1 protein-coding gene (only partly in view) is annotated in these 24,326 nt (G+C 70.6%); it reads left to right on the forward strand.

Going from position 1 to position 24,326, the window contains the following annotated elements; translation table 11 throughout:
* Positions 1-24,223, forward strand: the 3' portion of a protein-coding gene (locus AB0L60_RS17100; RefSeq protein WP_364614232.1) for a non-ribosomal peptide synthase/polyketide synthase. The gene continues 20,141 nt to the left of window position 1, outside the view; only the last 24,223 of its 44,364 coding nucleotides appear in the window; its start codon lies off the left edge, out of view; it ends in the stop codon at positions 24,221-24,223.
* Positions 24,224-24,326 lie beyond the last annotated feature (103 nt).

Genomic DNA, 24,326 nt, shown 5'->3' on the forward strand with positions numbered 1-24,326 from the left:
TGAGGCCGCCACCGACGAGCGCGTCGCCGAACTCGAGTTCTGGCGCACCGTCGTCGAGGGCCCGGACCCGCTGCTCACCGAGCGCCCCATGGATCCGGCCGTCGACGTCACCGCCACCATCGAGAAGCACCGCGTCGAACTGTCGGCCGAGGCCACCAAGGCGCTGCTGACCACCGTGCCCGCGCTGTTCCACGGCGGTGTCAACGACGGTCTGCTGACCGCACTCGCCCTGGCGGTGGCCAAGTTCCGCGCGGCCAAGGGCCTGGGGGAGAAGGCCGGGGGGCAGGACACAACCCTCGTCCGCCTGGAGGGCCACGGTCGTGAGGAAGAGGTCGTGCCCGGTGCCGACCTGTCCCGCACGGTCGGCTGGTTCACCGCCATCTTCCCGGTGCGCTTCGATCTGTCCGGCATCGACGTGGACGCCGCCCTCAGCGGCGGGCCCGCCATGGGCCGGGCCATCAAGGCCGTCAAGGAGCAGCTGCTCGCGGTGCCCGACAAGGGCATCGGCTACGGCCTGCTGCGCTACATGAACTCCGACACCGCCTCGCAGCTGCCCAAGCAGCTGCCGGGCCAGGTCAGCTTCAACTACCTGGGCCGGGTCAACGAGGGCGATGTGCCGGAGGCGCTGCGCGGCTTCGGCTGGATCCCGGCTCCCGAGCTGGCGGATCTGGCCGGCGCCTACGACGGCGACATGCCCGCCATGGCCCCGATCGACATCAACGCCATCGTGGTCGGAGAGAAGCTGACCGCCAATATCGGCTACCCGAGCACGCTGATCGGTGCGCAGGAGATCGCCGAATTCGCGGCGCTGTGGACCTCGGCGCTGGAAGCCGTTGCCCGGCATGCCGATTCCGCGCAGGCGGGCGGGCACACCCCGTCCGACTTCGGCCTGGTGCGCGTCACCCAGCGCGATATCGACGGCTGGGAGAAGCAGTACGGTGCGCTGAACCAGGTATGGCCGTTGTCCGCGCTGCAGGCCGGTCTGCTGTTCCACGCGCAGCTGGCCGCCACCTCGGTCGACGTGTACACCGCGCAGGCGGTGCTCACCCTCGAGGGCCGCGTCGACGCCGACCGGCTGCGGTCGGCCGCGCAGGCCCTCATCGAACGCCACGAAATCCTGCGCACCGCTTACGTGAACGACGCATCGGGTGTTCCGGTGCAGGTGGTCATCGACGGCGTGCAGGTGGCGTGGACCAACCACGACCTGACCGACATCGCCGACGCGGACGCCCGCGCGGCACGCGCGGCGGAGATCATCGCCGCCGACCGGGTGCAGCGCTTCGACCTGACCGCGCCGCCGCTCATCCGCTACACGCTGGTGCGGACCGCCGCGAACAGCTACCAGCTGGCCGTGGCCAACCACCACATCCTGCTCGACGGCTGGTCCATGCCGCTGCTCATGCAGGACCTGCTGGTGCTGTACGCCACGCACTCCGACACCGCGGTGCTGCCGCCGGTGCGCTCCTACCGCTACTTCCTGGAATGGGTTGCGCAGCAGGACCGTCCGGCCTCGCTGGCGGCATGGCAGCGGTCGCTGCACGGCGTCTCCGAGCCGACCCTGCTCACCCGCCCCGACGCGGGCCGCGAGATCACCGCCCTGTCCGGCGAGTACTTCTTCGACCTGGACGAGGCCGCGACGGCGCGCCTGACCGCGCTGGCCGCCGATCTCGGCGTCACCCCGAACACCGTGCTCCAGGTCGCCTGGGGCGTCCTGCTCGGCCGCCTCACCGGCCGCGAGGACGTGCTCTTCGGCACCACGGTGTCCGGTCGCCCGGCCCAGCTGTCCGGCGTCGAGTCCATGGTGGGTCTGTTCATCAACACCGTGCCGGTGCGGGTCGCCTTCGACCCGGCCGAGCCGGCGAGCGCGCTGCTCACCCGGACCCAGGGCGAGCAGGCCGACCTGCTCGACCACCACTACGTGGGCCTGGCCGACATCCAGACGGCGGCGGGCATCGGCGGGCTCTTCGACACCCTGGTCGTCTTCGAGTCCTATCCCGTCGACGCGGAGGGCATCCGGTCCCAGGCCGCCGACATCGACGGCATGGCCGTCACCGGCCTGGACGCCGCGGACGCCACCCACTACCCGCTGACCCTCATCGCCCAGCTCGACACCCGCCTGCGCATCCGCGCCGGCTACCTGCGCGACCTGTTCGACGAGGACACCGTCCACCGCATCGCCGACCGCCTGGTGCGCGTGCTGACCGCCATCACCACGGAACCCGCTGCGGCCGTGGGCGATATCGAACTGCTGGACGCACCCGAACGCGAGTTGGTCGTCGAGCGCTGGAACGACACCGCCTTCGACATCGAGGCCGTGCTCACCGATCGCTCCGCCTCCCCGCGCTTGGCGGCCGAGGCCGCGACCCTGGTCGCGATGTTCGAGGCGCAGGTGGAGCGGACGCCCGACGCGACCGCGCTCAGCTTTGAGGGGACGAGTCTGTCCTACGCCGAGTTCGGCGACCGGGTGCACCGCCTGGCGCGCTGGCTGGTCGAGCGTGGTGTCGGAGCGGAATCGTTCGTGGCCCTGGGTATGCGGCGTTCCATCGACCTGGTGGTCGGCATGTACGCCGTCACCGTGGCCGGCGCCGCCTACGTGCCGCTGGACCCGGATCACCCGGCCGAGCGCATCGAGTACATCCTCGAGACCGCCGACCCGGTGACCGTGCTGACCTCCGGTGAGGACCTGGCGATCGATACCGCGCAGGTCCGCATCGACATGCTGGAGCTGGCCAGCTACTCGGCCGCTCCGCTCACCGATGCGGATCGCCGTGCGCCGCTGCGGGAGTCGAACAACGCGTACGTGATCTTCACGTCCGGTTCGACCGGCCGCCCGAAGGGTGTGGCGGTGCCGCACTCGGCGATCGTGAACCGCCTCGTCTGGATGCAGACGGCCTACGGGCTGACCGCCGGCGACGTCGTCCTGCAGAAGACCCCGGCCACCTTCGACGTGTCGGTGTGGGAGTTCTTCTGGCCCTTGCAGATCGGCGCGAAGCTGGTCGTGGCCAAGCCCGAAGGCCACCGCGACCCGGCGTATCTCGCGGATCTCATTGCCCGCGAGGGTGTGACGGTCACCCACTTCGTGCCGTCCATGCTCGCGGTGTTCGTGGCCGAGGAGGCCGCCGCGCGGTGCACCAGCCTGCGCAAGGTCTTCGCCTCCGGCGAGGCGCTGTCGCCCAAGCCCGCGCACAAGCTGCGTGAACTCACGGGCGCGGAGCTGCACAACCTGTACGGCCCGACCGAGGCCGCGGTCGACGTCACCTTCCACCAGGTCGTGGACGCGGACGTCGATACCGTGCCGATCGGCCGCCCGGTGTTCAACACCGAGGTGTACGTGCTGGATTCGCGTCTGCGGCCGGTTCCGGTGGGTGTCGCGGGTGAGCTGTACCTGGCGGGCGATCAGCTCGCGACCGGGTATGTCGCGCGCCCGGACATCACTTCGGATCGCTTCGTGGCCAACCCCTTCGGGGACGGCGAGCGCATGTACCGCACCGGTGACCTGGTCACCTGGACCGCGGACGGCGAGCTGGAGTACATCGGCCGCACCGACTTCCAGGTCAAGCTGCGCGGTCTGCGCATCGAACTCGGCGAGATCGAATCCGCGCTCACCGCACTGGATTCCATCGCACAGTCGGTGGTCGTGGTGCGCAGCGACGTGCACACCGGTGATCAGCTGGTCGCCTATGTCATCCCGGCGGCGGGCCACACCGTGGACGTCGAGAAGGTGCGCCTGGTGATCGGCGAGAGCCTGCCCGCGTACATGGTGCCGTCGGTCCTGATGGCGCTCGACGAGTTCCCGCTCAATGCCTCCGGCAAGCTGGACCGCAAGGCGCTGCCCGCGCCGGTGTTCGAGGCCGCGGTGTTCCGCGCGCCCGTGACCCCGGTCGAGCAGATCGTGGCCGGCGTGTTCGCCGAGATCCTCGGCCTGGAGCGGGTCGGCCTGGACGACGACTTCTTCGCCCTCGGCGGCAACTCGCTCATCGCCACCCAGGTGGCGGCGCGCCTGTCGGCCGCGCTGGACACCCACCTGGGTGTGCGCGAGATCTTCGAGGCGTCGACCGTGGCCGCCCTGGCGGCGCGCGCCGAAACCCATTCCGGCGCGGGCACTCGCCAGGCGCTGATCGCGCAGCGGCGGCCGGAGCGGCTGCCGCTGTCGCTGGCCCAGCAGCGCATGTGGTTCCTCAACCGGTTCGATCCCGAATCGGCCGTGGACAATATCCCGGCGGCCGTGCGCCTGTCGGGTCTGGTGGACCGCCAGGCCCTGCAGATCGCCGTCGCCGACGTGCTGGCGCGGCACGAGTCGCTGCGTACCCGGTACCCGGAGATCGACGAAGCGCGGGGAGGCGGAGCGCAGGCGTTCCAGGAGATCGTCCCCACCGGCCAGGTCATTCCGGACCTGACCCCGGTCGAGGTCTCCGAAGCCGAACTGCCGCAGGCGCTCTCGGAGCTGGTGCTGAGCGGCTTCGATGTCACCGTGGACGTGCCGTTCCGGGCCCGCCTGTTCGAGGTCAGCCCCACCGAGCACGTGCTCGCGCTGGTGGTGCACCACATCTCGGCCGACGGCTTCTCCATGGGCCCGCTCACCCGGGATGTCATGACCGCCTACGGCGCTCGCGTCGAGGGCGGCGAGCCCGGCTGGCAGCCGCTGGATGTCCAGTACGCGGACTACGCGCTGTGGCAGCGCGCGGTGCTCGGCGACGAGACCGACGCCGAATCCGTGATCTCCCAGCAGATCTCGTACTGGCGCGACTCGCTGCGCGGCCTGCCCGACCAGCTGGACCTGCCCGCCGACCGGCCGCGTCCGGCCGTCGCGTCGGGCCGCGGTGCGACGCACGTCTTCACCGTCGACGCCGACACCCACGCCAAGCTGACCGAACTGGCCCGCACCCGCGGCGCGACGCTGTTCATGGTCATGCACTCCGCCCTGGCGGCGCTGCTGTCGCGGCTGTCGGGTGAGGCGGACATCGCGATCGGCACCCCGGTCGCCGGTCGTGGTGAACGCGCCCTCGACGACCTCATCGGCATGTTCGTCAACACCCTGGTGCTGCGCACCGAGGTGGACGGCGGCGCCGGCTTCACCGAACTCCTGGACACGGTGCGCACCACCGACATCCAGGCCTTCGGCCACGCCGACCTGCCCTTCGAGCGCCTGGTCGAGATCCTCAACCCGGCGCGCTCGCAGGCGCGGCACCCGCTGTTCCAGGTCATGCTGTCGTTCCAGAACACCGGCATCACCGAACTGGAACTGCCCGGCCTGACCGTGAGCGCCGTCGATCTCCCGATCGACACCGCCAAGTTCGACCTGCAGCTGGTCCTCACCGAGCAGCTGGGAACCCACGACGTGGCGGGCAACGGCCACGGAGCGACCCCCTCCGGCATCACCGCCGAACTCATCTACGCCACCGACCTGTTCGACGCCGCCACCATGGAGCGTTTCGCCGACCGGTTCGACCGGCTGCTGAAGGCCATTGCCGCGCAGCCGGAACGGGCCATCGGCGATATCGACCTGCTGGTCTCCGGCGAGCGCACCCGGGTGCTGCGCGACTGGAACCGCACCACCGCCGACGTCTACTCGGCGCTGGCGGAACTGACCTCGGGCACCCTCTCGGGCGAGACCACCGCCGAGGGCGAGACCGTGCGCAGCGCCTCCGGCGACGCGGGCGAGACCCTGGTCGCGCTGTTCGAGGCCCAGGCCGAGCGGACCCCCGAGGCAACCGCGGTCAGCTTCGAGGGAACGAGTCTGTCCTACGCCGAGTTCGCCGGCCGGGTGCATCAGCTGGCCCGCCAGCTCATCGAGGCCGGGGTCGGCCCGGAGAGCCTGGTGGGCTTGGGCATTCGCCGTTCGGTGGACCTGGTGGTCGCGATGTACGCGATCATCGAGGCCGGTGGCGCGTACGTGCCGCTGGACCTGGACCAGCCCGCCGATCGCATCGACTACGTGCTCGAGACCGCTCGGCCGGTGTGCGTGCTCACCACCGAGCGGGACGGATTCACCCACGCGAGCGTCCCGACCGTCGCGGTCGACACCGTCGACCTGTCGGGTTACTCCGACGCCGTGCTGACCGACGCGGATCGCAGTGCGCCGCTGCGTGCTTCGAACAGCGCCTACGTGATCTTCACCTCGGGTTCGACCGGTCGCCCGAAGGGGGTGGCGGTGCCGCACTCGGCGATCGTGAACCGCCTGGTGTGGATGCAGACCGAGTACGGCCTGACCGCCGCCGACGTGGTGCTGCAGAAGACTCCGGCCACCTTCGACGTGTCGGTGTGGGAGTTCTTCTGGCCCTTGCAGATCGGCGCGAAGCTGGTCGTGGCGAAGCCGGACGGCCACCGTGATCCGGCGTACTTGGCCGATCTCATTGCCCGCGAGGGTGTCACGGTCGCCCACTTCGTGCCGTCCATGCTGGCGGTCTTCGTCTCGGAGCTCGCGACTCGAGCCGGAGAAACCCCGGTGGTTCGCGGCACGACCCTCAGCGCCGCGAACCCGCCCGGAGCGGAGCGGAGGGCAATCAAACTCAGCCTGGTCTTCGCCTCCGGTGAGGCGCTGCCCGCGACCACCGCCCAGCAGCTGCGCCGGGTCACCGGCGCCGCCCTGCACAACCTGTACGGCCCGACCGAAGCGGCCGTCGACGTCACCTATCACCAGGTCACCGACGCCGACACCGAGACCGTGCCGATCGGCCGCCCGGTGTTCAACACCCAGGTGTACGTGCTGGATTCGCGCCTGCACCCGGTCGCGCCGGGCATGGCGGGCGAGCTCTACCTGGCCGGCGTGCAGCTGGCACGCGGCTACGTGGCGCGCCCCGACCTGTCGTCGGATCGCTTCGTGGCCAACCCGTTCACGCCGGGCAAGCGCATGTACCGGACCGGTGACCTGGTCACCTGGACCGCGGACGGCGAGCTGGAGTACATCGGCCGCACCGACTTCCAGGTCAAGCTGCGCGGTCTGCGCATCGAGCTCGGCGAGATCGAGGCCGCGCTGACCGCCCACGAGTCGGTCGCCCAGGCCGTCGTGGTGCTGCGTTCCGATGCCCGCACCGGTGACCAGCTGGTCGCGTACGTGGTTCCGGCGCAATCGGCTTCGACCGAACCGGTCGCCCTCGGCGCGGACGCCCTCGACGTGGAGGCCGTGCGTGAGCACCTGGCCGCGCAGCTGCCGTCCTACATGGTCCCCGCCGCCATCGTGGCCCTGGGCGCGTTCCCGCTCAGCGCCAACGGCAAGCTGGACCGCCGCGCACTGCCCGAGCCGGAGTTCGCCGCCCGCGAATTCCGTGCCGCCGCAACGCGTGCCGAGGAGATCGTGGCCGGCGTCTTCGCCGAGGTGCTCGGACTCGAGAACCCGGTCGGCGCGGACGACGACTTCTTCGAGCTGGGCGGCAACTCGCTGATCGCCACCCAGGTCGTGGCGCGACTGGGGGCGGCGCTCGACACCCGCATCCCCGTCCGCACCCTGTTCGACGCCCCGAGCGTGGCCGCCCTGGCCGCGCGCGTGGAAACGCAGGCGGGCACCGGTGGCCGCCGCGCGCTGGTGGCCCAGGCCCGGCCGGACGAGATCCCGCTGTCGCTGGCCCAGCAGCGCATGTGGTTCCTCAACCGCTTCGACACCGCCTCGGCCGTCAACAACATCCCGCTCGCGGTGCGCCTGACCGGCGACCTCGACGTGGACGCCCTGCTGGCCGCCGTCGGGGACGTGCTGGAGCGGCACGAGGTGCTGCGCACCGTCTACCCGGAGAACGCCGAAGGCCGTGGCGTACAGGTCATCCTGCCCGCCGACCAGGTCCGCCTGGACTCGACCGCCAATGCCGGCATCCACGGCGGCGGCACCGGGCTGGCCCCGGTCGAGGTGGCCGAGGCCGACCTGCGCGAGCGCATCGCCGAGCTGGTCCTCACCGGCTTCGACGTGACCGCCGCGGCCCCCGTGCGCGCCGGACTGTTCCGGGTCTCGGATGCCGGACAGCCCACGCACGTACTGGTTTTCGTGGTGCACCACATCTCCGGCGACGGCTGGTCGGTGCGCCCGCTGGCCCGCGACGTGATGGTCGCCTACGCGGCCCGCGCCACCGGTGAAGCGCCGCACTGGGCGCCGCTGCCTGTGCAGTACGCCGACTTCGCGCTGTGGCAGCGCGAAACCCTCGGCGACGAGGACGACGCGGACTCGCTGATCGCCCAGCAGGTCTCCTACTGGAGCCGCGAACTCGCCGGGCTGCCCGACCAGATCGACCTGCCCTCGGATCGCCCCCGCCCGGCGGTGGCGTCCAATGCCGGTGGGGTGCACGAGTTCTCGATCGACGCCGACCTCTTGGCCGGACTGAACGGCCTGGCCCGTGAGCACGGCGCCTCGCTGTTCATGGTCGTGCACGCGGCCTTCGCGGCCCTGCTGGCGCGCCTGTCCGGCGGCGACGACATCGCCATCGGCACCGCGGTCGCGGGCCGTGGCGAGCAGGTGCTCGACGACGCCATCGGCATGTTCGTCAACACCCTGGTGCTGCGCACGGCCGTCGACTCGGGGGAGAAGTTCACCGAGCTGCTGGCCCGCACCAAGGACAGCGACCTGGCCGCCTTCGGCCACGCCGACCTGCCCTTCGAGCGCCTGGTCGAGATCCTCAACCCGGCGCGCTCGCAGGCGCGGCACCCGCTGTTCCAGGTCATGCTGTCGTTCCAGAACACCGGCGCGGCGACCTTCGCCCTGCCCGGGCTGGAAGTGGCGGGCGTGCCGTTGGACGTGGTCACCGCCAAGTTCGACCTGCACCTCAACCTGCGCTCCGCCTCCCCGCGCTTCGAGCAGGCCGACGGCGACGGCATGATCGCCGAATTCGCCTACGCCACCGACATGTTCGACCCGGCCACCATCGCCGCCTTCGGCGAGCGCCTGGTGCGCATGCTGTCGGCCGTGGTCGCCGAGCCGACCGCGCTGGTCGGCGATATCGAACTGCTGGACGCGGCCGAGCGCCGCCAGGTGCTGCGCACCTGGAACGCCACCGAGTACGACGTCAAGCGCGTCGCCCTGGGCGGCAAGAAGATCGACGCCGAGGTCACGCTCGCGTCGATGTTCCAGACCCAGCTGAAGCAGACCCCCGACCTCACCGCGCTGGTGTTCGAGGGGACGAGTCTGTCCTACGGCGAGTTCGCCGCTCGCGTGCACAAGCTGGCCCGCCACCTCATCGCGGAGGGCGTCGGACCGGACACCTATGTGGCCCTGGGCATGCGCCGCTCCTTCGAGCTGCTGGTCGGCATGTACGCCGTCACCGTCGCCGGTGGCGCGTACGTGCCGCTGGACCCGGACCACCCGGCCGAGCGCAACCAGTACGTGCTCGACACCGCCCAGCCGGTATGCGTGCTCAGCACCCGCGGGGACCGGTTCGAAACCACCACGCGCACGCTGCTGATCGACGAGCTGGACCTGTCGGACTACTCCGACGCCCCGATCGCCGACGCCGACCGGATCGCCCCGCTGCGCGGCGACAATGTCGCGTACGTGATCTTCACGTCGGGTTCGACCGGCCGCCCGAAGGGCGTGGCGGTGAGCCACACGGCCATCGTCAACCGCCTGGTCTGGATGCAGACCGAGTACGGCCTGTTCGACGACGATGTCGTGCTGCAGAAGACCCCGGCCACCTTCGATGTGTCGGTGTGGGAGTTCTTCTGGCCCCTGCAGATCGGCGCGGCCCTGGTCATCGCCAAGCCGGATGGCCACCGCGATCCGGGCTACCTGGCCGACCTGATCATCGAGACCGGTGTCACCACCGCGCACTTCGTGCCGTCGATGATGTCGGTGTTCGTGGCGGAGGAGAAGGCCGCCGAATGTGTCTCGCTGCAGCAGGTCTTCGCCTCCGGTGAGGCGCTGCCCGCGCCGACCGCGCAGAAGCTGCGCGAGCTCACCGGTGCACGGCTGCACAACCTGTACGGCCCGACCGAAGCGGCCGTCGACGTCACCTACCACGAGGTGGAGGACACCGACACGCTCTCGGTGCCGATCGGCGCGCCGGTCTTCAACACCCGTGTGTACGTGCTGGATTCGCGCCTGCACCCGGTCGCCCCGGGTGTCGCGGGTGAGCTGTACCTGTCGGGCGTCCAGCTGGCGCGCGGCTACGTCGCCCGTCCGGAGCTGACCGCCGATCGCTTCGTCGCGGACCCGTTCCACGACGGCGAGCGCATGTACCGCACCGGCGACCTCGTCAAGTGGACCGGTCGCGAAGCGCGGGGAGGCGGAGCGGAGCTGGAGTACCTGGGCCGCACCGATTTCCAGGTGAAGCTGCGCGGTCTGCGCATCGAGCTCGGCGAGATCGAATCCGCGCTCACCGCCATCGATGCCATCGCCCAGTCGGTGGTCGTGGTCCGCAGCGACGAGCGGCTCGGCGAGCAGCTGGTCGGCTATGTCATCCCGACCGCCGGCCACAGCGTCGACCTCGACGCCGTGCGCGCCGGACTCCAGGACGGCCTGCCCGGCTACATGGTTCCGACCGCCTTCGTGGTGCTGGACGCCTTCCCGCTCAATGCCTCCGGCAAGCTGGATCGCAAGCAGCTGCCCGCGCCGGTGTTCGAGGCCAAGGTCTTCCGCGCCCCGTCCACCCCGATCGAGGAGATCGTGGCGGGCACCTTCTCCGACGTGCTCGGCGTTGGACGGGTCGGCCTGGACGACGACTTCTTCGAGCTCGGCGGCAACTCGCTGATCGCCACCCAGGTCACCGCCCGCCTCGGCGCGGCCCTGGACACCCAGCTCGCGGTGCGCGATCTGTTCGAGGCGTCCACGGTCGCGGCGCTGGCCGCGCGGGTGGAACGCAATGCCGGTTCCGGGGCGCGTCCGCGCCTGATCCCCGGTGAGCGTCCCGCGCACCTGCCGCTGTCCCCGGCGCAGCAGCGCTACTGGTTCCTCAACCAGTTCGACACCAGCACGTCGGCGGTCGACAACATTCCGCTGGCGGTCCGCTTCACCGGCGCGCTGGACCTGTACGCCATGAAGCAGGCCATCGGCGATGTGATCGCCCGCCACGAGGTGCTGCGCACGGTGTACCCGCAAGCGCAGGGCGGTGGAGCGTCGGCCGAGGGGCCGCACCAGGTCGTGCTGCCCGCCTCGAAGACCGATCTGTCGCTGGTGCCGGAGGAGGTGACCGAGGGCGAACTGCTCGGCAAGGTCATCGAATTCGCCATGACCACCTTCGACGTCACCGTCGAGGTGCCGCTCGCCGTCAAGATGTTCCGCATCACGGACAGTGAGACCACCCAGCACGTGCTGGCCTTCACCGTCCACCACGTCTCCGCCGACGGCTCCTCGATGGGCCCGATGGCGCGCGACATCATGGCCGCCTACGTGGCCCGGGTGAACGGCGATGTGCCGCAGTGGGCTCCGCTGCCGGTGCAGTACGCCGATTACGCGCTGTGGCAGCGCGAGGTGCTCGGTAGCGAGGACGACGCGGAATCGCTTGCCGCCAAGCAGGTCTCGTACTGGACCCGGGCGCTGACCGGGCTGCCGGACCAGCTGGAGCTGCCGACCGACCGGCCGCGTCCCCCGGCGCAGTCGTTCCACGGCAAGGCGCTGCGCTTCGATATCGACGCCGAGCGCCACGCCAAGCTGCACGAGCTGGCGCGGGCCAACAACGCCTCGCTGTTCATGGTCGTGCACGCCGCCCTGGCGGTGCTGCTGGCCCGACTGTCCGGCACCGACGACATCGCGGTCGGCACTCCGATCGCGGGCCGCGGTGAACGCGAACTCGACGACATGATCGGCATGTTCGTGAACACCCTGGTGTTCCGGACCCAGGTCGACGGCGCCGCGAGCTTCGCCGACCTGCTCTCCGAGGTGCGCGAGCGCGACCTGGAAGCCTTCGCCAACGCCGACGTGCCGTTCGAGCGCCTGGTCGAGGTGCTCAACCCGGTCCGCTCCACCGCGCGCAACCCGCTGTTCCAGGTGGGCCTCTCGTTCCAGAACCTGGCCGAGACCGCCTTCGAGCTGCCGGGCCTGCACGTGGCCGCGGTCGAATTCGACTCGCAGCTGGCCAAGACCGACCTGCACGTCACGCTCTACGACCGGTACACCGAGGACGGCACCCCGGCCGAGATCCTCACCGAATTCGGTTACGCCACCGACCTGTTCGACGAATCGACCGTGCGGTCCTTCGCCGACCGGTTCGTGCGGGTGCTGGACGCGGTCCTGGCCGACACCACCGTCGCGGTCGGCGACCTCGACCTGCTGGACGAGGACGAGAACGCGCGAATCCTGCAGCGGTGGAACAACACCGCGCAGGACGTGGAGTCGGTCATGGACGGCGGTTCCGAGGCCACCCTGGTCTCGCTGCTCGACCGGGCGGTGTCCGACGACCCGAAGGCCGTGGCCATCGTCGCCGATTCCGCCGAGGGCACCGAGCAGCTGACCTACGCCGAACTCGACGCCCGCGTGAACCAGCTCGCCCGCGAGCTCATCGCGCGCGGCATCGGCGCGGAAGACCGGGTGGCCCTGGCCATTCGACGGTCCACCGACCTGGTGGTCGCCATGTACGCGGTCGCCAAGTCCGGTGCCGCCTACGTGCCGATCGATCCGGATCAGCCCGCCGAGCGTGTCGGCTACATCCTGGAGACGGCCGCGCCCAAGGCCGTACTCACCACGGCCGCAGTCGGTTTCGAATCCGAGCTGGCCGAGGTACTGCGCATCGACGAGCTGGACCTGTCCGGCCACTCGGCCAAGCCGATCACGGCCGCCGAGCGGGTGCGCGAGCTGACGGCCGCGAACACCGCGTACGTCATCTTCACCTCCGGTTCCACCGGCCGTCCCAAGGGTGTGGCGCTGCCGCACGGCGCGGTCGTGAACCAGTTGCTGTGGAAGGTCACCGAATTCGGCCTCGACCCGGCCGACGCGGTGCTGCTCAAGACCGCCGCCACCTTCGACCTCTCGGTCTGGGAGTTCTGGTCCGCCGCCGCCTGCGGTGGCCGCATGGTCATCGCCGCGCCGGACGGCCACAAGGACCCGGCGTACCTGAACGAGCTCATGGCCCGCGAATGGGTGACCACCCTGCACGTGGTGCCGTCCATGCTGGACGCGCTGCTCGCCGACGGGCTGCCGGATTCGCTGTGGCGCATCCTGGCCATCGGTGAGGCGCTGCCCGGCCCGCTGGCGCAGCGCGTGCTGCGGGAGCGGCCGCGCACCGAGCTGTTCAACCTGTACGGCCCGACCGAGGCCGCGGTGTCCATCACCAACCACCGGGTCACCGCCCGCGACGAGCTGTCGGTGTCCATCGGCTCGCCCGAGTGGAACTCCCAGGTGTACGTGCTGGATGCGCGCCTGCGGCCGGTGCCGGTGGGCGTCTCCGGCGAGCTGTACCTGGCCGGCGCGCAGCTGGCGCGCGGCTACCACGGCCGCCCGGACCTGACCTCCGACCGGTTCGTGGCGAACCCGTTCGCCGACAACGGTTCCCGCATGTACCGCACCGGTGACCTGGTGGCCTGGCAGGCGAACGGGGAGCTGGAGTACCGGGGCCGCACCGACTTCCAGGTGAAGATCCGCGGTTTCCGCATCGAGCTCGGCGATATCGAATCCGCGCTGCTGCGCCTGGATTCCGTCGCCTCGGCGGCCGTGGTCGCGCACACCGATCCGGTGCTCGGCGACCGCCTGGTGGCCTACATCGTCGGCAGCGACGGCGACCCCGACAAGCAGCAGCTGCAGTCGGCGCTGGCCGCCGAACTGCCGTCGTACATGATCCCGTCGGTCTTCATGCCGCTGACCGCGTTGCCGCTCAACGCCAACGGCAAGCTGGACCGTAAGGAGCTGCCGCAGCCCACCTTCGAGAAGGCGGTCTTCCGCGCCCCCGTCAGCCCGATCGAGCAGATCGTGGCGGGTGTGTTCGCCGAGGTGCTGCGTGTCGAATCCGGCCGCGTCGGCCTGGACGACGACTTCTTCGCGTGGGGCGGCAACTCGCTGCTCGCCACCCAGGTGGCCGCACGCCTCGGCGAGGCGCTCAACACCCGGGTGCCGGTGCGACTGCTGTTCGAGGCGTCCACGGTGGCCGCGCTCGCGGCCCGCGTGGAACGCGACGCCGGCGCCGGCGGCCGCAAGGCGCTCACCGCCGGACCGCGGCCGGACAACATTCCGCTGTCACTGGCCCAGCAGCGCATGTGGTTCCTCAACCGCTTCGACACCGCCTCGGCCGCCTACAACGTGCCGGTCGCGGTGCGGCTGTCGGGCCTGCTGGACGAGGACGCGCTGCGTGCCGCCATCGCGGATGTGGTTGCCCGCCACGAGATCCTGCGGACCATCTACCCGCAGACCGAGGACGGGCCGGTGCAGGTCATCCTGCCGCCGGCGCAGGCCGTGCCGGAGCTCGAGGTGCGTACCGTCACCGCCGATGAGGTGGTGGGCGCGGTGGTCGAACTGACCTCCACCGCCTTCGACGTGACCGTCGAGGTGCCCATCAAGGTGGCGCTGTTCAAGATCGAGGGCGAGGTCCAGGCTCCGGCCGCCGAGTCCGGTGCCGCGACGCGCGGGCCGTCGGAGGCCGCGGCGCACGCGGCGGCCTACACCTTCGACTTCGCCGATATCGAGCCCACCGGCCAGTTCCCGGTCGTGAACCCGGGCGGCCCCGCGCCCGCGGAATACGTGCTGGCCCTGGTGATCCACCACATCTCCGGTGACGGTTCCTCGGTGGCCCCGCTGACCCGCGACCTGATGACCGCCTACGCGGCGCGCTCCATCAAGCAGAAGCCGGGCTGGACCCCGATGGCGGTGCAGTACGCGGACTACTCCATCTGGCAGCGCGAACTGCTGGGCAGTGAGGACGATCCGGAATCGCTGGCGTCGAAGCAGGTCGCCTACTGGGCGCAGGCGCTCGCCGGCCTGCCGGATCAGCTGGACCTCCCGGCCGACCGGCCGCGTCCGGCGGTGCAGACCTTCGCGGGCGGCAAGATCGACATCCGCATCGACGCCGAATTGCACGCGGCGCTGGTCGAATTGGCCCGCGCCGAGGGCGCGACGCTGTTCATGGTCGTGCACACCGCGCTCGCGGTACTGCTGTCGCGCCTGTCGGGCTCCGACGACATCGCCATCGGCACCCCGATGGCCGGTCGTGGCGAGGCCGTCCTGGACGACCTCATCGGTATGTTCGTCAACACCCTGGTGTTCCGCACGCGGGTCGACGGCGGGCAGCCGTTCGTCGAGCTGCTGGCGCGCCAGCGTGAGACCGACATCCAGGCCTACGCCAATGCCGACGTGCCGTTCGAGCGCCTGGTCGAGGTGCTCAATCCGGCCCGCTCGACCGCGCGGCACCCGCTGTTCCAGGTGGGTCTGTCCTTCCAGAACCTGACCCGCTCCACCCTGGAGCTGCCGGGCCTGAGCGTGTCCGGCCTGGACGTCGACACCGAGCTGTCGCAGTTCGACCTGCACCTCATCGTCTCCGACATCTACGGCGAAGACGGCGCGGCCCAGGGCATCACCGGCATCCTGACCTACGCCACCGATATCTTCGACCGGGACACCGTGCACGGCTTCGCGGATCGGTTCGTGCACCTGTTGCGCGAGATCGTGAGCGCACCCCGCACCGTGGTCGGCGAGATCGAGCTGCTGGCCGGGGCCGAGCGGACCGAGATCCTGGAGCGGCGCAATGCCACCGCGCACCAGGTGGATTCGGCCGCGACGCTGGTGTCCATGCTCGATGCGACGGTGGCGGCCAAGCCGACCGCCATCGCGCTCATCGGACCGGACAGCGAGACCCTGACATACGCCGAACTCGGCGCCCGGGTCAATGGCCTTGCCCGCCACCTGATCTCGCTGGGCGTGGGCCCGGAGGCGCGGGTCGCGCTGGCGCTGCGGCGCTCCGTCGACCTGGTCGTGGCCATGTACGCGGTCGCGGTCGCCGGTGGCGCGTACGTGCCGGTGGACCCGGACCAGCCGGCCGAGCGGACCGGGTACATCCTGGAAACCGCCGCGCCGGTGTGCGTGCTGACCAATGCCGCGGCCGAGTTCACGACCGATATCGCGCCGCTGGTGCGGCTGGACGAGCTCACGCTGTCCGGCGCGAACCCCGGCCCGGTCACCGATGCCGAGCGGGTCGCCCCGCTGCGGCCCGAGCACACCGCCTACGTCATCTTCACCTCCGGTTCCACCGGTCGCCCGAAGGGCGTGGCGCTGCCGCACGCGGCCATCGCCAACCAGTTGCAGTGGAAGAGCGCGGAATTCGAGCTCGGCGCGGACGACGCGGTGCTGCTCAAGACCGCCGCCACCTTCGACCTGTCGGTCTGGGAGTTCTGGTCCGCCGTCGTGTCCGGTGGCCGCCTGGTGATCGCCGCGGCCGACGGCCACCGGGATCCGGCGTACCTCAACGAGCTGATGGCGCGCGAGCGGGTCACCACCCTGCACGTGGTGCCGTCCATGCTGGACGCGCTGCTCACCGCGGCCGAAGGAACGCTGAACGATTCGCTGCGGCGGGTCCTCGCCATCGGTGAGGCGCTGCCCGCGACAGTGGCGCAGCGCTTCCGTGCGTTGAACCGGCAAACTCGACTGTTCAACCTGTACGGCCCGACCGAGGCCGCGGTGTCCATCACCAGCCACCGGGTCACCGATGCCGACCAGGGTTCGGTGTCCATCGGTGCGCCGGAATGGAATTCGCGGGTCTACGTGCTCGACGCACGCCTGAACCCGGTGCCCGACGGCGTCTCGGGCGAGCTCTACCTCGCCGGTGCGCAGCTGGCCCGCGGTTACTTCGCGCGTCCGGATCTGACCGCGGATCGTTTCGTGGCCGACCCGTTCGCGACCGGCGAGCGCATGTACCGCACCGGTGACCTCGTCGCCTGGTCCGGCAACGGCGAGCTGGAGTACCGGGGCCGCACCGACTTCCAGGTGAAGATCCGTGGTTTCCGTATCGAGCTCGGCGAGATCGAGGCGGCGCTGCTGGCGCTGCCGGAGATCGCCCAGACCGCGGTGCTGGCCAAGCAGGACGCCAAGACGGGTGACCGCCTGGTGGCCTACCTGGTGCCGTCGGGCTCGGGTGTCGATGTGCCGCTGGTGAAGTCGGCACTGTCGGCGGCGCTGCCGTCGTACATGGTGCCGTCGGCCTTCGTGGTGCTGGATGCCCTGCCGCTCAATGTGAACGGCAAACTGGACCGGAAGGCGCTGCCGGAGCCCGAGTTCGAGACCACCGCCTTCCGGGCGCCGTCCACCCCGATCGAGGAGATCGTGGCGGGCGTCATCGCGGAGGTCCTCGGCGCCGAGCGCGTGGGCGCGGACGACGACTTCTTCGCCCTCGGCGGCAACTCGCTGCTCGCCACCCAGGTCGCCGCGCGCATCGGCGCGGCCCTGGACGCGCGGGTGCCGGTGCGCGCCGTGTTCGAGGCCTCGACCGTCGCCGGGCTGGCCGCCAAGGTCGAGCAGCACGCCGGCGCGGGAGATCGCAAGGCGCTCACGGCCGCACCGCGGCCCGATACTGTGCCGCTGTCGCTGGCACAGCAGCGCATGTGGTTCCTCAACCAGTTCGACACCGCGTCGGCCGCGTACAACGTCCCCGTGGCGGTGCGCCTGACCGGTGCGCTGGATGTGGAGGCGCTGCAGCAGGCCGTCGCCGACGTGATCGGCCGCCACGAGACGCTGCGCACCGTCTACCCGCAGGTGGACGGCGCGGCCGCGCAGGTGATCGTGCCGGCGGCCCAGGCGGTTCCGGATCTGACGCCGGTCGTCGTCTCGGCCGAGTCGGTGACCGAGCGGATCGCCGCGCTGGTCACCACCGGCTTCGACGTGACCGCGGAAGTGCCGTTGCACGCCAAGCTGTTCCGCGTCGACGGTGCCGAAACGGAGTCCATTGACGGCACCGCCGCCGTCGAGCATGTTCTGGTCTTCGTCACCCACCACATCGCCGCCGACGGCTGGTCCATGGGCCCGCTCACCCGCGACGTCATGGTGGCCTATGCCGCCCGGGCCGCCGGTGTCGCGCCCGGCTGGGCGCCGCTGCCGGTGCAGTACGCGGACTTCTCGATCTGGCAGCGCGAGGTGCTCGGCTCCGAGGACGACGCGACCAGCCTGATCGCCGCGCAGGCCGAATTCTGGCGCACCGCACTGGCGGATCTGCCCGACGAGCTGAACCTGCCCTCGGATCGCCCGCGCCCCACCGCGCAGTCCTTCCGCGGCGGCCGGGTGCTGTTCCCGATCGGCAAGGACCTGCACCGCGGACTCCAGCAGATCGCGCGCACCAACAACGCGACCATGTTCATGGTCGTGCACACCGCCCTCGCGGTGTTCCTGGCGCGCCTGTCCGGCACCTCCGACATCGCCATCGGCGCGCCCATCGCGGGCCGCGGCGAGGCCGAGCTGGACAACCTGATCGGCATGTTCGTCAACACCCTGGTGCTGCGCACCGAGGTGAGCGGACAGGCCGGCTTCACCGAGCTGCTGGCCAAGGCCAAGGACAGTGACCTGCAGGCGTTCGCGCACGCGGACATTCCGTTCGAGCGGCTCGTCGAGCTGCTCAACCCGGAGCGGTCCACCGCACGGCACCCGCTGTTCCAGGTGGCGCTGTCGTTCGAGAACCTGCCCGACAGCTCCTTCGAGCTGCCCGCGCTGCGGGCCGCGGCGGTCGACTTCGAGAACGAGATCGCCAAGTTCGACCTCATGCTCACCCTGACCGAGGCTCCGGCCGACGCGGACGCGGGCATGTACGCCGAATTCGGTTACGCCCGTGACCTGTTCGACCAGGCGACGGTGGAGGGCTTCGCGGAGCGGTTCCTCCGCCTGCTCGGCGAGATCATCGCCGCGCCGCGCACCGCGGTCGGCGACCTGGAGATCCTGGCCGCCGACGAGCGCGCCGACCTGATCTCCCGCACGGGCGGTCCGGCCATCGAGCCGCGCGTGCTGCCCGAGCTGCTGGCCGAGGCCGTCGCCAACAACCCGGTCGGCGAGGCGGTCGTGTTCCAGGGCCAGGCCCTGGGCTACGCCGAACTCGACGCGGCCTCCTCACGCCTGGCGCGTGTGCTCATCGAGCGCGGCGCCGGACCGGAAACCCGTGTCGCCGTGGCCATCCGGCGTTCCTTCGAATCGGTGCTGGCCATCTGGGCCGTCGCCAAGTCGGGTGCGGCCTTCGTGCCGGTCGATCCGTCCTACCCGGCGGACCGCATCGCGCACATGGTCAACGACTCCGGCGCCGTGCTCGGCCTCACGGTCGACGCCGAGCTCGAGGGGCTGCCGCCGGTCAAGAGCCTGGCGGGCTGGATCTCGCTCGACGATCCCATGGTGCAGGCCGAGATCGCCTCGCACTTCGCCGAACCCGTCACCGACGCGGAGCGGTGGGCGCCGGTCCGGCCGGACCACGTGGCCTACGTGATCTACACGTCGGGTACCACGGGCATGCCGAAGGGCGTCGTGGTGACGCACTCCGGTCTCGCCAACTTCGCGACCGAGCAGATCGTGCGCTACCACCTCGACTCCGGTTCGCGGGCACTGCATTTCGCCTCGCCGTCGTTCGACGCGTCGGTGCTGGAGTACCTGCTCGCCATCGGCGCGGGCGGCACCCTCGTGGTGGTCCCGCCGGGCGTCTACGGCGGCGAGGAACTGGCCGAACTGATCAAGCGCGAGCGGGCCACGCACGCCTTCATCACCCCGGCCGCGCTCGCCACTCTCGACCCGAAGGGGCTGGACTCGCTGCGGGTGCTGGTCGCCGGTGGTGAGGCCGTGCCGGCCGATCTGGTCGAGAAGTGGGCGATTCCGTTGGAGAACCGCACGATTCGTGCGTTCCACAACGGCTACGGCCCCACCGAGACCACGATCATGACCAACATCAGCGATGCGCTGGTGCCGGGCGATCTGGTCACCATCGGCGGTCCGATCCGCGGTATGCAGGCCCTGATCCTGGACGTGCGCCTGCGTCCGGTGCCGGTGGGCGTCGCGGGTGAGCTGTACCTGTCGGGTATCCAGCTCTCGCGTGGCTACCACGACCGCCCGGGCCTGTCGGCCGAGCGGTTCGTCGCCAACCCGTTCGTGGCGGGCGAGCGCATGTACCGCTCCGGTGACGTGGTCCGCTGGACCCCCACCGGCGAGGTGGAATACGTGGGCCGCAACGACTTCCAGGTGAAGGTGCGCGGCTTCCGCATCGAGCTCGGTGAGATCGACGCCGCGCTGGCCTCGCACGAGACGGTCGACTTCGCGGTCACGGTCGGTCACAGGACCGAGGCCGGGGCCACCATCCTTGCGGCCTACGTGCTGCCGGTGGCGGGCCGGACCATCGACATCCCGGCGCTGACCGAGCATGTCGCGGGCCGTCTGCCGGAATACATGGTGCCGACGGCCATCACGATCCTGGACGCCATCCCGCTGACCCCGGTCGGCAAGCTGGATCGCCGGGCGCTGCCCGAGCCGGTGTTCACCGCGCGCGACTTCCGCGCGCCGGTCACCGAACTGGAAGCGACCATTGCCGAGGTCTTCGCCGACGTGCTCGGCGTCGAGCAGGTGGGTGCGGACGATTCGTTCTTCGCGCTCGGCGGCGACTCGATCCTGTCCATCCAGCTGGTCTCGCGGGCCAAGGCGCGCGGCATCGTGTTCTCGCCGCGCGACGTGTTCGAGAAGCGGACCGTCGCCGGACTGGCCGAGGTCGCCATGCTGGGCGGGGACACCGCGCAGCAGAAGCTGGCGGAACTGCCGGGCGGCGGGGTCGGCGACATTCCGCTGACGCCGATCATGCACGCGATCCTGTCGAGTGGGTCGTCCTACGAACGGTTCTCGCAGACCATGCCGCTGCGACTGCCGGACGGCATCACCCGGACGGTGCTGGTCGGGGCCATCGGCGCGCTGTTCGACCACCACGATGCGCTGCGGTCGCGACTGCGCGGAAACGCTTCGGAGGGCTTCGAATTCGAGGCGCTGCCGCGCGGGGCCGTCGACGTCGACGCGCTGGTGCACCGGGTCGAGCTGGCCGCGGACATCTCCGACGAGGAGCTGACCCGGGTCGGCAGCATCGAATTCGATGCGGCGCTGGGCCGTCTGGATCCGGCGAATGCCGCCATGGTGCAGTTCGTCTGGTTCGCCTTCGCCCCCGAGGGTTCCGACGAGGCACGCGTCCGCCGGGACGTGCTGCTCATCGTCGCGCACCACATGGTGGTCGACGGCGTCTCCTGGCGCATCCTGATTCCGGACCTGGGCCTGGCCTGGTCGCAGGTGGCGTTCGAGCAGCCGCTGGCGCTGCCCGAGACCGGCACCTCCATGCGGCGCTGGGCGCACGCCCTGGCCGAGGAGTCGCGCAGCGAGGCGCGGGTCGCGGAACTGCCGTTCTGGCAGCGGGTTACCGAGACACCGGATCCGCTGCTCGGGTCGCGGGCGTTCGACCCGAAGGTCGACACCTTCGCCACCGTCGAGCGGATCGAGGTCACGGTGCCGACATCGGTCACCGAGGCCGTGCTCACCGCCGTCCCGGGCCTGTACCGGGGTGGCGTCAACGACGGTCTGCTGTCGGCGCTGGCCCTGGCGGTCGCGCGCTGGCGCGGGGAGACCACCGGCGGCTCGGCGCTGATCAAGCTCGAGGGCCACGGCCGTGAAGAGGACATCGTTCCGGGCGCGGATCTTTCGCGCACGGTCGGCTGGTTCACCGCCGCCTTCCCGGTGCGACTGGACCTGAACGACGCCGATCTCGCCGATGCCTTCGAGGGCGGAAACGCCCTGGGCGACATCGTGAAATCGGTCAAGGAACAGCTGCTGGCACTGCCCGACAAGGGTCTGGGCTGGGGTCTGCTGCGCTACCTCAACCCCGAAACCGCCACGCAGCTGCGCGATGTCGGCCAGATCAGCTTCAACTACCTGGGCCGGATGTCCGCGGGCGAGGTGCCCGAGGGCATGGCCGAACTGGGCTGGGTGCCGGTCGACGACCTGGGCCGCCTCGACGGCGACATGGACGCCGACATGCCCGCCAACGCCACCCTCGACATCAACGCCATCGTCACCGACGGCGCCGACGGCCCGCAGCTGGGCGCGGCCTTCTCCTACCCGAGTGGGCTGCTCGAGCGCGAACGGGTACAGGAGTTCGCCGATCTGTTCGTGGCGGCGCTGACCGCGCTGGCCGCGCACGCCGAGCGGCCGGAGGCGGGCGGCTTCACGCCGTCCGACCTGCCGCTGGTGCGGGTGGAGCAGTCCGACATCGAGGTGTGGGAGCGGACGTACCCGGCGCTGTCCGACGTGTGGCCGCTCTCGCCGCTGCAGTCGGGTCTGCTGTTCCACGCGCTGCTCACCCAGAACACGGTGGACGTCTACACCATTCAGACCGTGCTCGACCTGAGCGGTGTGGTGGACGTGGATCGGCTGAAGGTGGCCGCGCAGGCCATCCTGGACCGGTACCCGAGCCTGCGGACCGCGTTCGTCACCGACGCCGACGGCCAGGCCCACCAGGTGGTGCTGGACCGGGTCGAGGCGCCGTTCACCGTCACCGATCTCACGGATCTGCCGGAGGCCGAACGCAATCCGCGCATGCGGGAGATGATCGAGGCCGATCGCGCCGATCACTTCGATCTGTCCGCGCCGCCGCTCATGCGGTTCACCGTGTTCCGGATCAGCGACGATCTGGTGCACCTGGTCATCACCACCCACCACATCCTGGTGGACGGCTGGTCCATGCCGCTGCTCATGCAGGACCTGCTGGTGCTGTACGCGGTGCGCGGTGACATGTCGGTGCTGCCGCGGGTGCCGTCGTTCCGGAACTACCTGGCCTGGCTGGCCGGACGGAACCGGGACGAGTCGATCGAGGCGTGGAAGCGCGCCCTGGCCGGCGTCAGCGAGCCCACCCAGCTCGCACCCGCCGCGACCCGGGACGAGAACTACGAAATCGGCCGCTACACACTGGATATCGACGCCGACCGCACCCGCGCGCTCACCAAGCGCGCCGGGGAACTCGATGTCACGCTGAACACGCTGATCCAGACCTCCTGGGCGGTGCTGATCGGCCGCCTCACCGGGCGCGGTGACGTGGTGTTCGGCGCGACCGTCTCCGGCCGCCCCGGCGACCTGCCGGGCGTCGAATCCATGGTGGGTCTGTTCATCAACACGGTGCCGGTGCGCATCCGCGTCGATGACCGCCTGACCATCGGCGGGCTGCTCCAGCGGGTCCAGCACGATCAGGCCGACCTGCTCGAACACCACCACATCGGGCTCACCGAAATCCAGCAGTTGGCCGGTGCCGGAGCGGAATTCGACACCATCATGGCGTTCGAGTCCTACCCGGTGGACAAGGACGCCATCGCCGCGGCCAGCTCCATCGACGGCATGTCCGTCAGCGGTGTGGGCATCAACGACAACACCCACTACCCGATGAGCCTGGTCATCATGGCGGGCGAGACCATCGACATCTCCATGCGCTACCTGGGCAGCCGGTTCACCGCGGACGAGGTCGCCATCCTCGCCGCGCGCTTCAACCGCATCCTGGACGCGCTGGTCGGAAACGCCGAGGGCCTGGTCGGTGACATCGACATCCTCGATGTCACCGAGCGCGCCCGCATCCTCGCCGAAAGCGCCGTCACCCCCGCCGATTCCGCGGCGGACGCGGCGCGCGTCGGCACCGCGACCGTGGCCAATGTGCTGGCCGAGGTCGTCGAAGAGGACCCGCAGGCGCCCGCCCTGCTGTCCGGCGGCCAGGAGATCGCGTACGCCGTCCTGGACCGCCGCAGCTCCCAGCTGGCGCGCCTGCTCATCGAGCGCGGTGCGGGCCCCGGCGACGTCGTCGCCGTGGCTCTCCCGCACACGGTGGACGCGGTGGTCGCGGTCTGGGCCATCCACAAGGCCGGTGCCGCGGTGCTCTTCGCCGACGGCCTCTCCTTCGGCGACATCCTCGCCGCCGGAGCCGGTTTCGGCATCGCCCAGGAACCGGCCGCCAGCTCGATCCGCTGGCTGGTCCCGTCGGACCCGAAGGTCCAGTCCGACCTGGCCACGCGCCCCGCGCACCCGGTCTCCTACACCGATCGCGTCCGCCCGCTGTCCGAATCCGACCCCGCCTTCGTCTACCGCGACGCCGACACCTGGGCCACCCTCACCCAGTCCGAGGCCCTCGACCGCGCAGCCACCCTGCGCGCCGACAACGACGTCGACTACGAGTCCACGACGTACACCACCGCCTCCACCGACCAACCCGCGATCGACGAATTCCTGGCCTCCGCCACCGCAGGCGCCCTCTCCGTCCTCCCCACCGGCAATATCCCCGCCGACCTGGAAGACGGCGAAGTCACCCACTGGTTCACAACCCCGGGCGACCCGAGAGACGAAGCAGGCGAAGACATCCGCCTCATCGACTGACTCCCGCCCCGCCGGTGACGAACACCCTGTTCGCCACCGGCGGCAAGCGACTACTCGTTGAGCAACCTCAGCCGGGTCGATGTGGACGTGCGCTGCCGCATGC

The sequence above is a fragment of the Nocardia sp. NPDC051981 genome (assembly GCF_040680715.1).
GTDB lineage: Bacteria > Actinomycetota > Actinomycetes > Mycobacteriales > Mycobacteriaceae > Nocardia.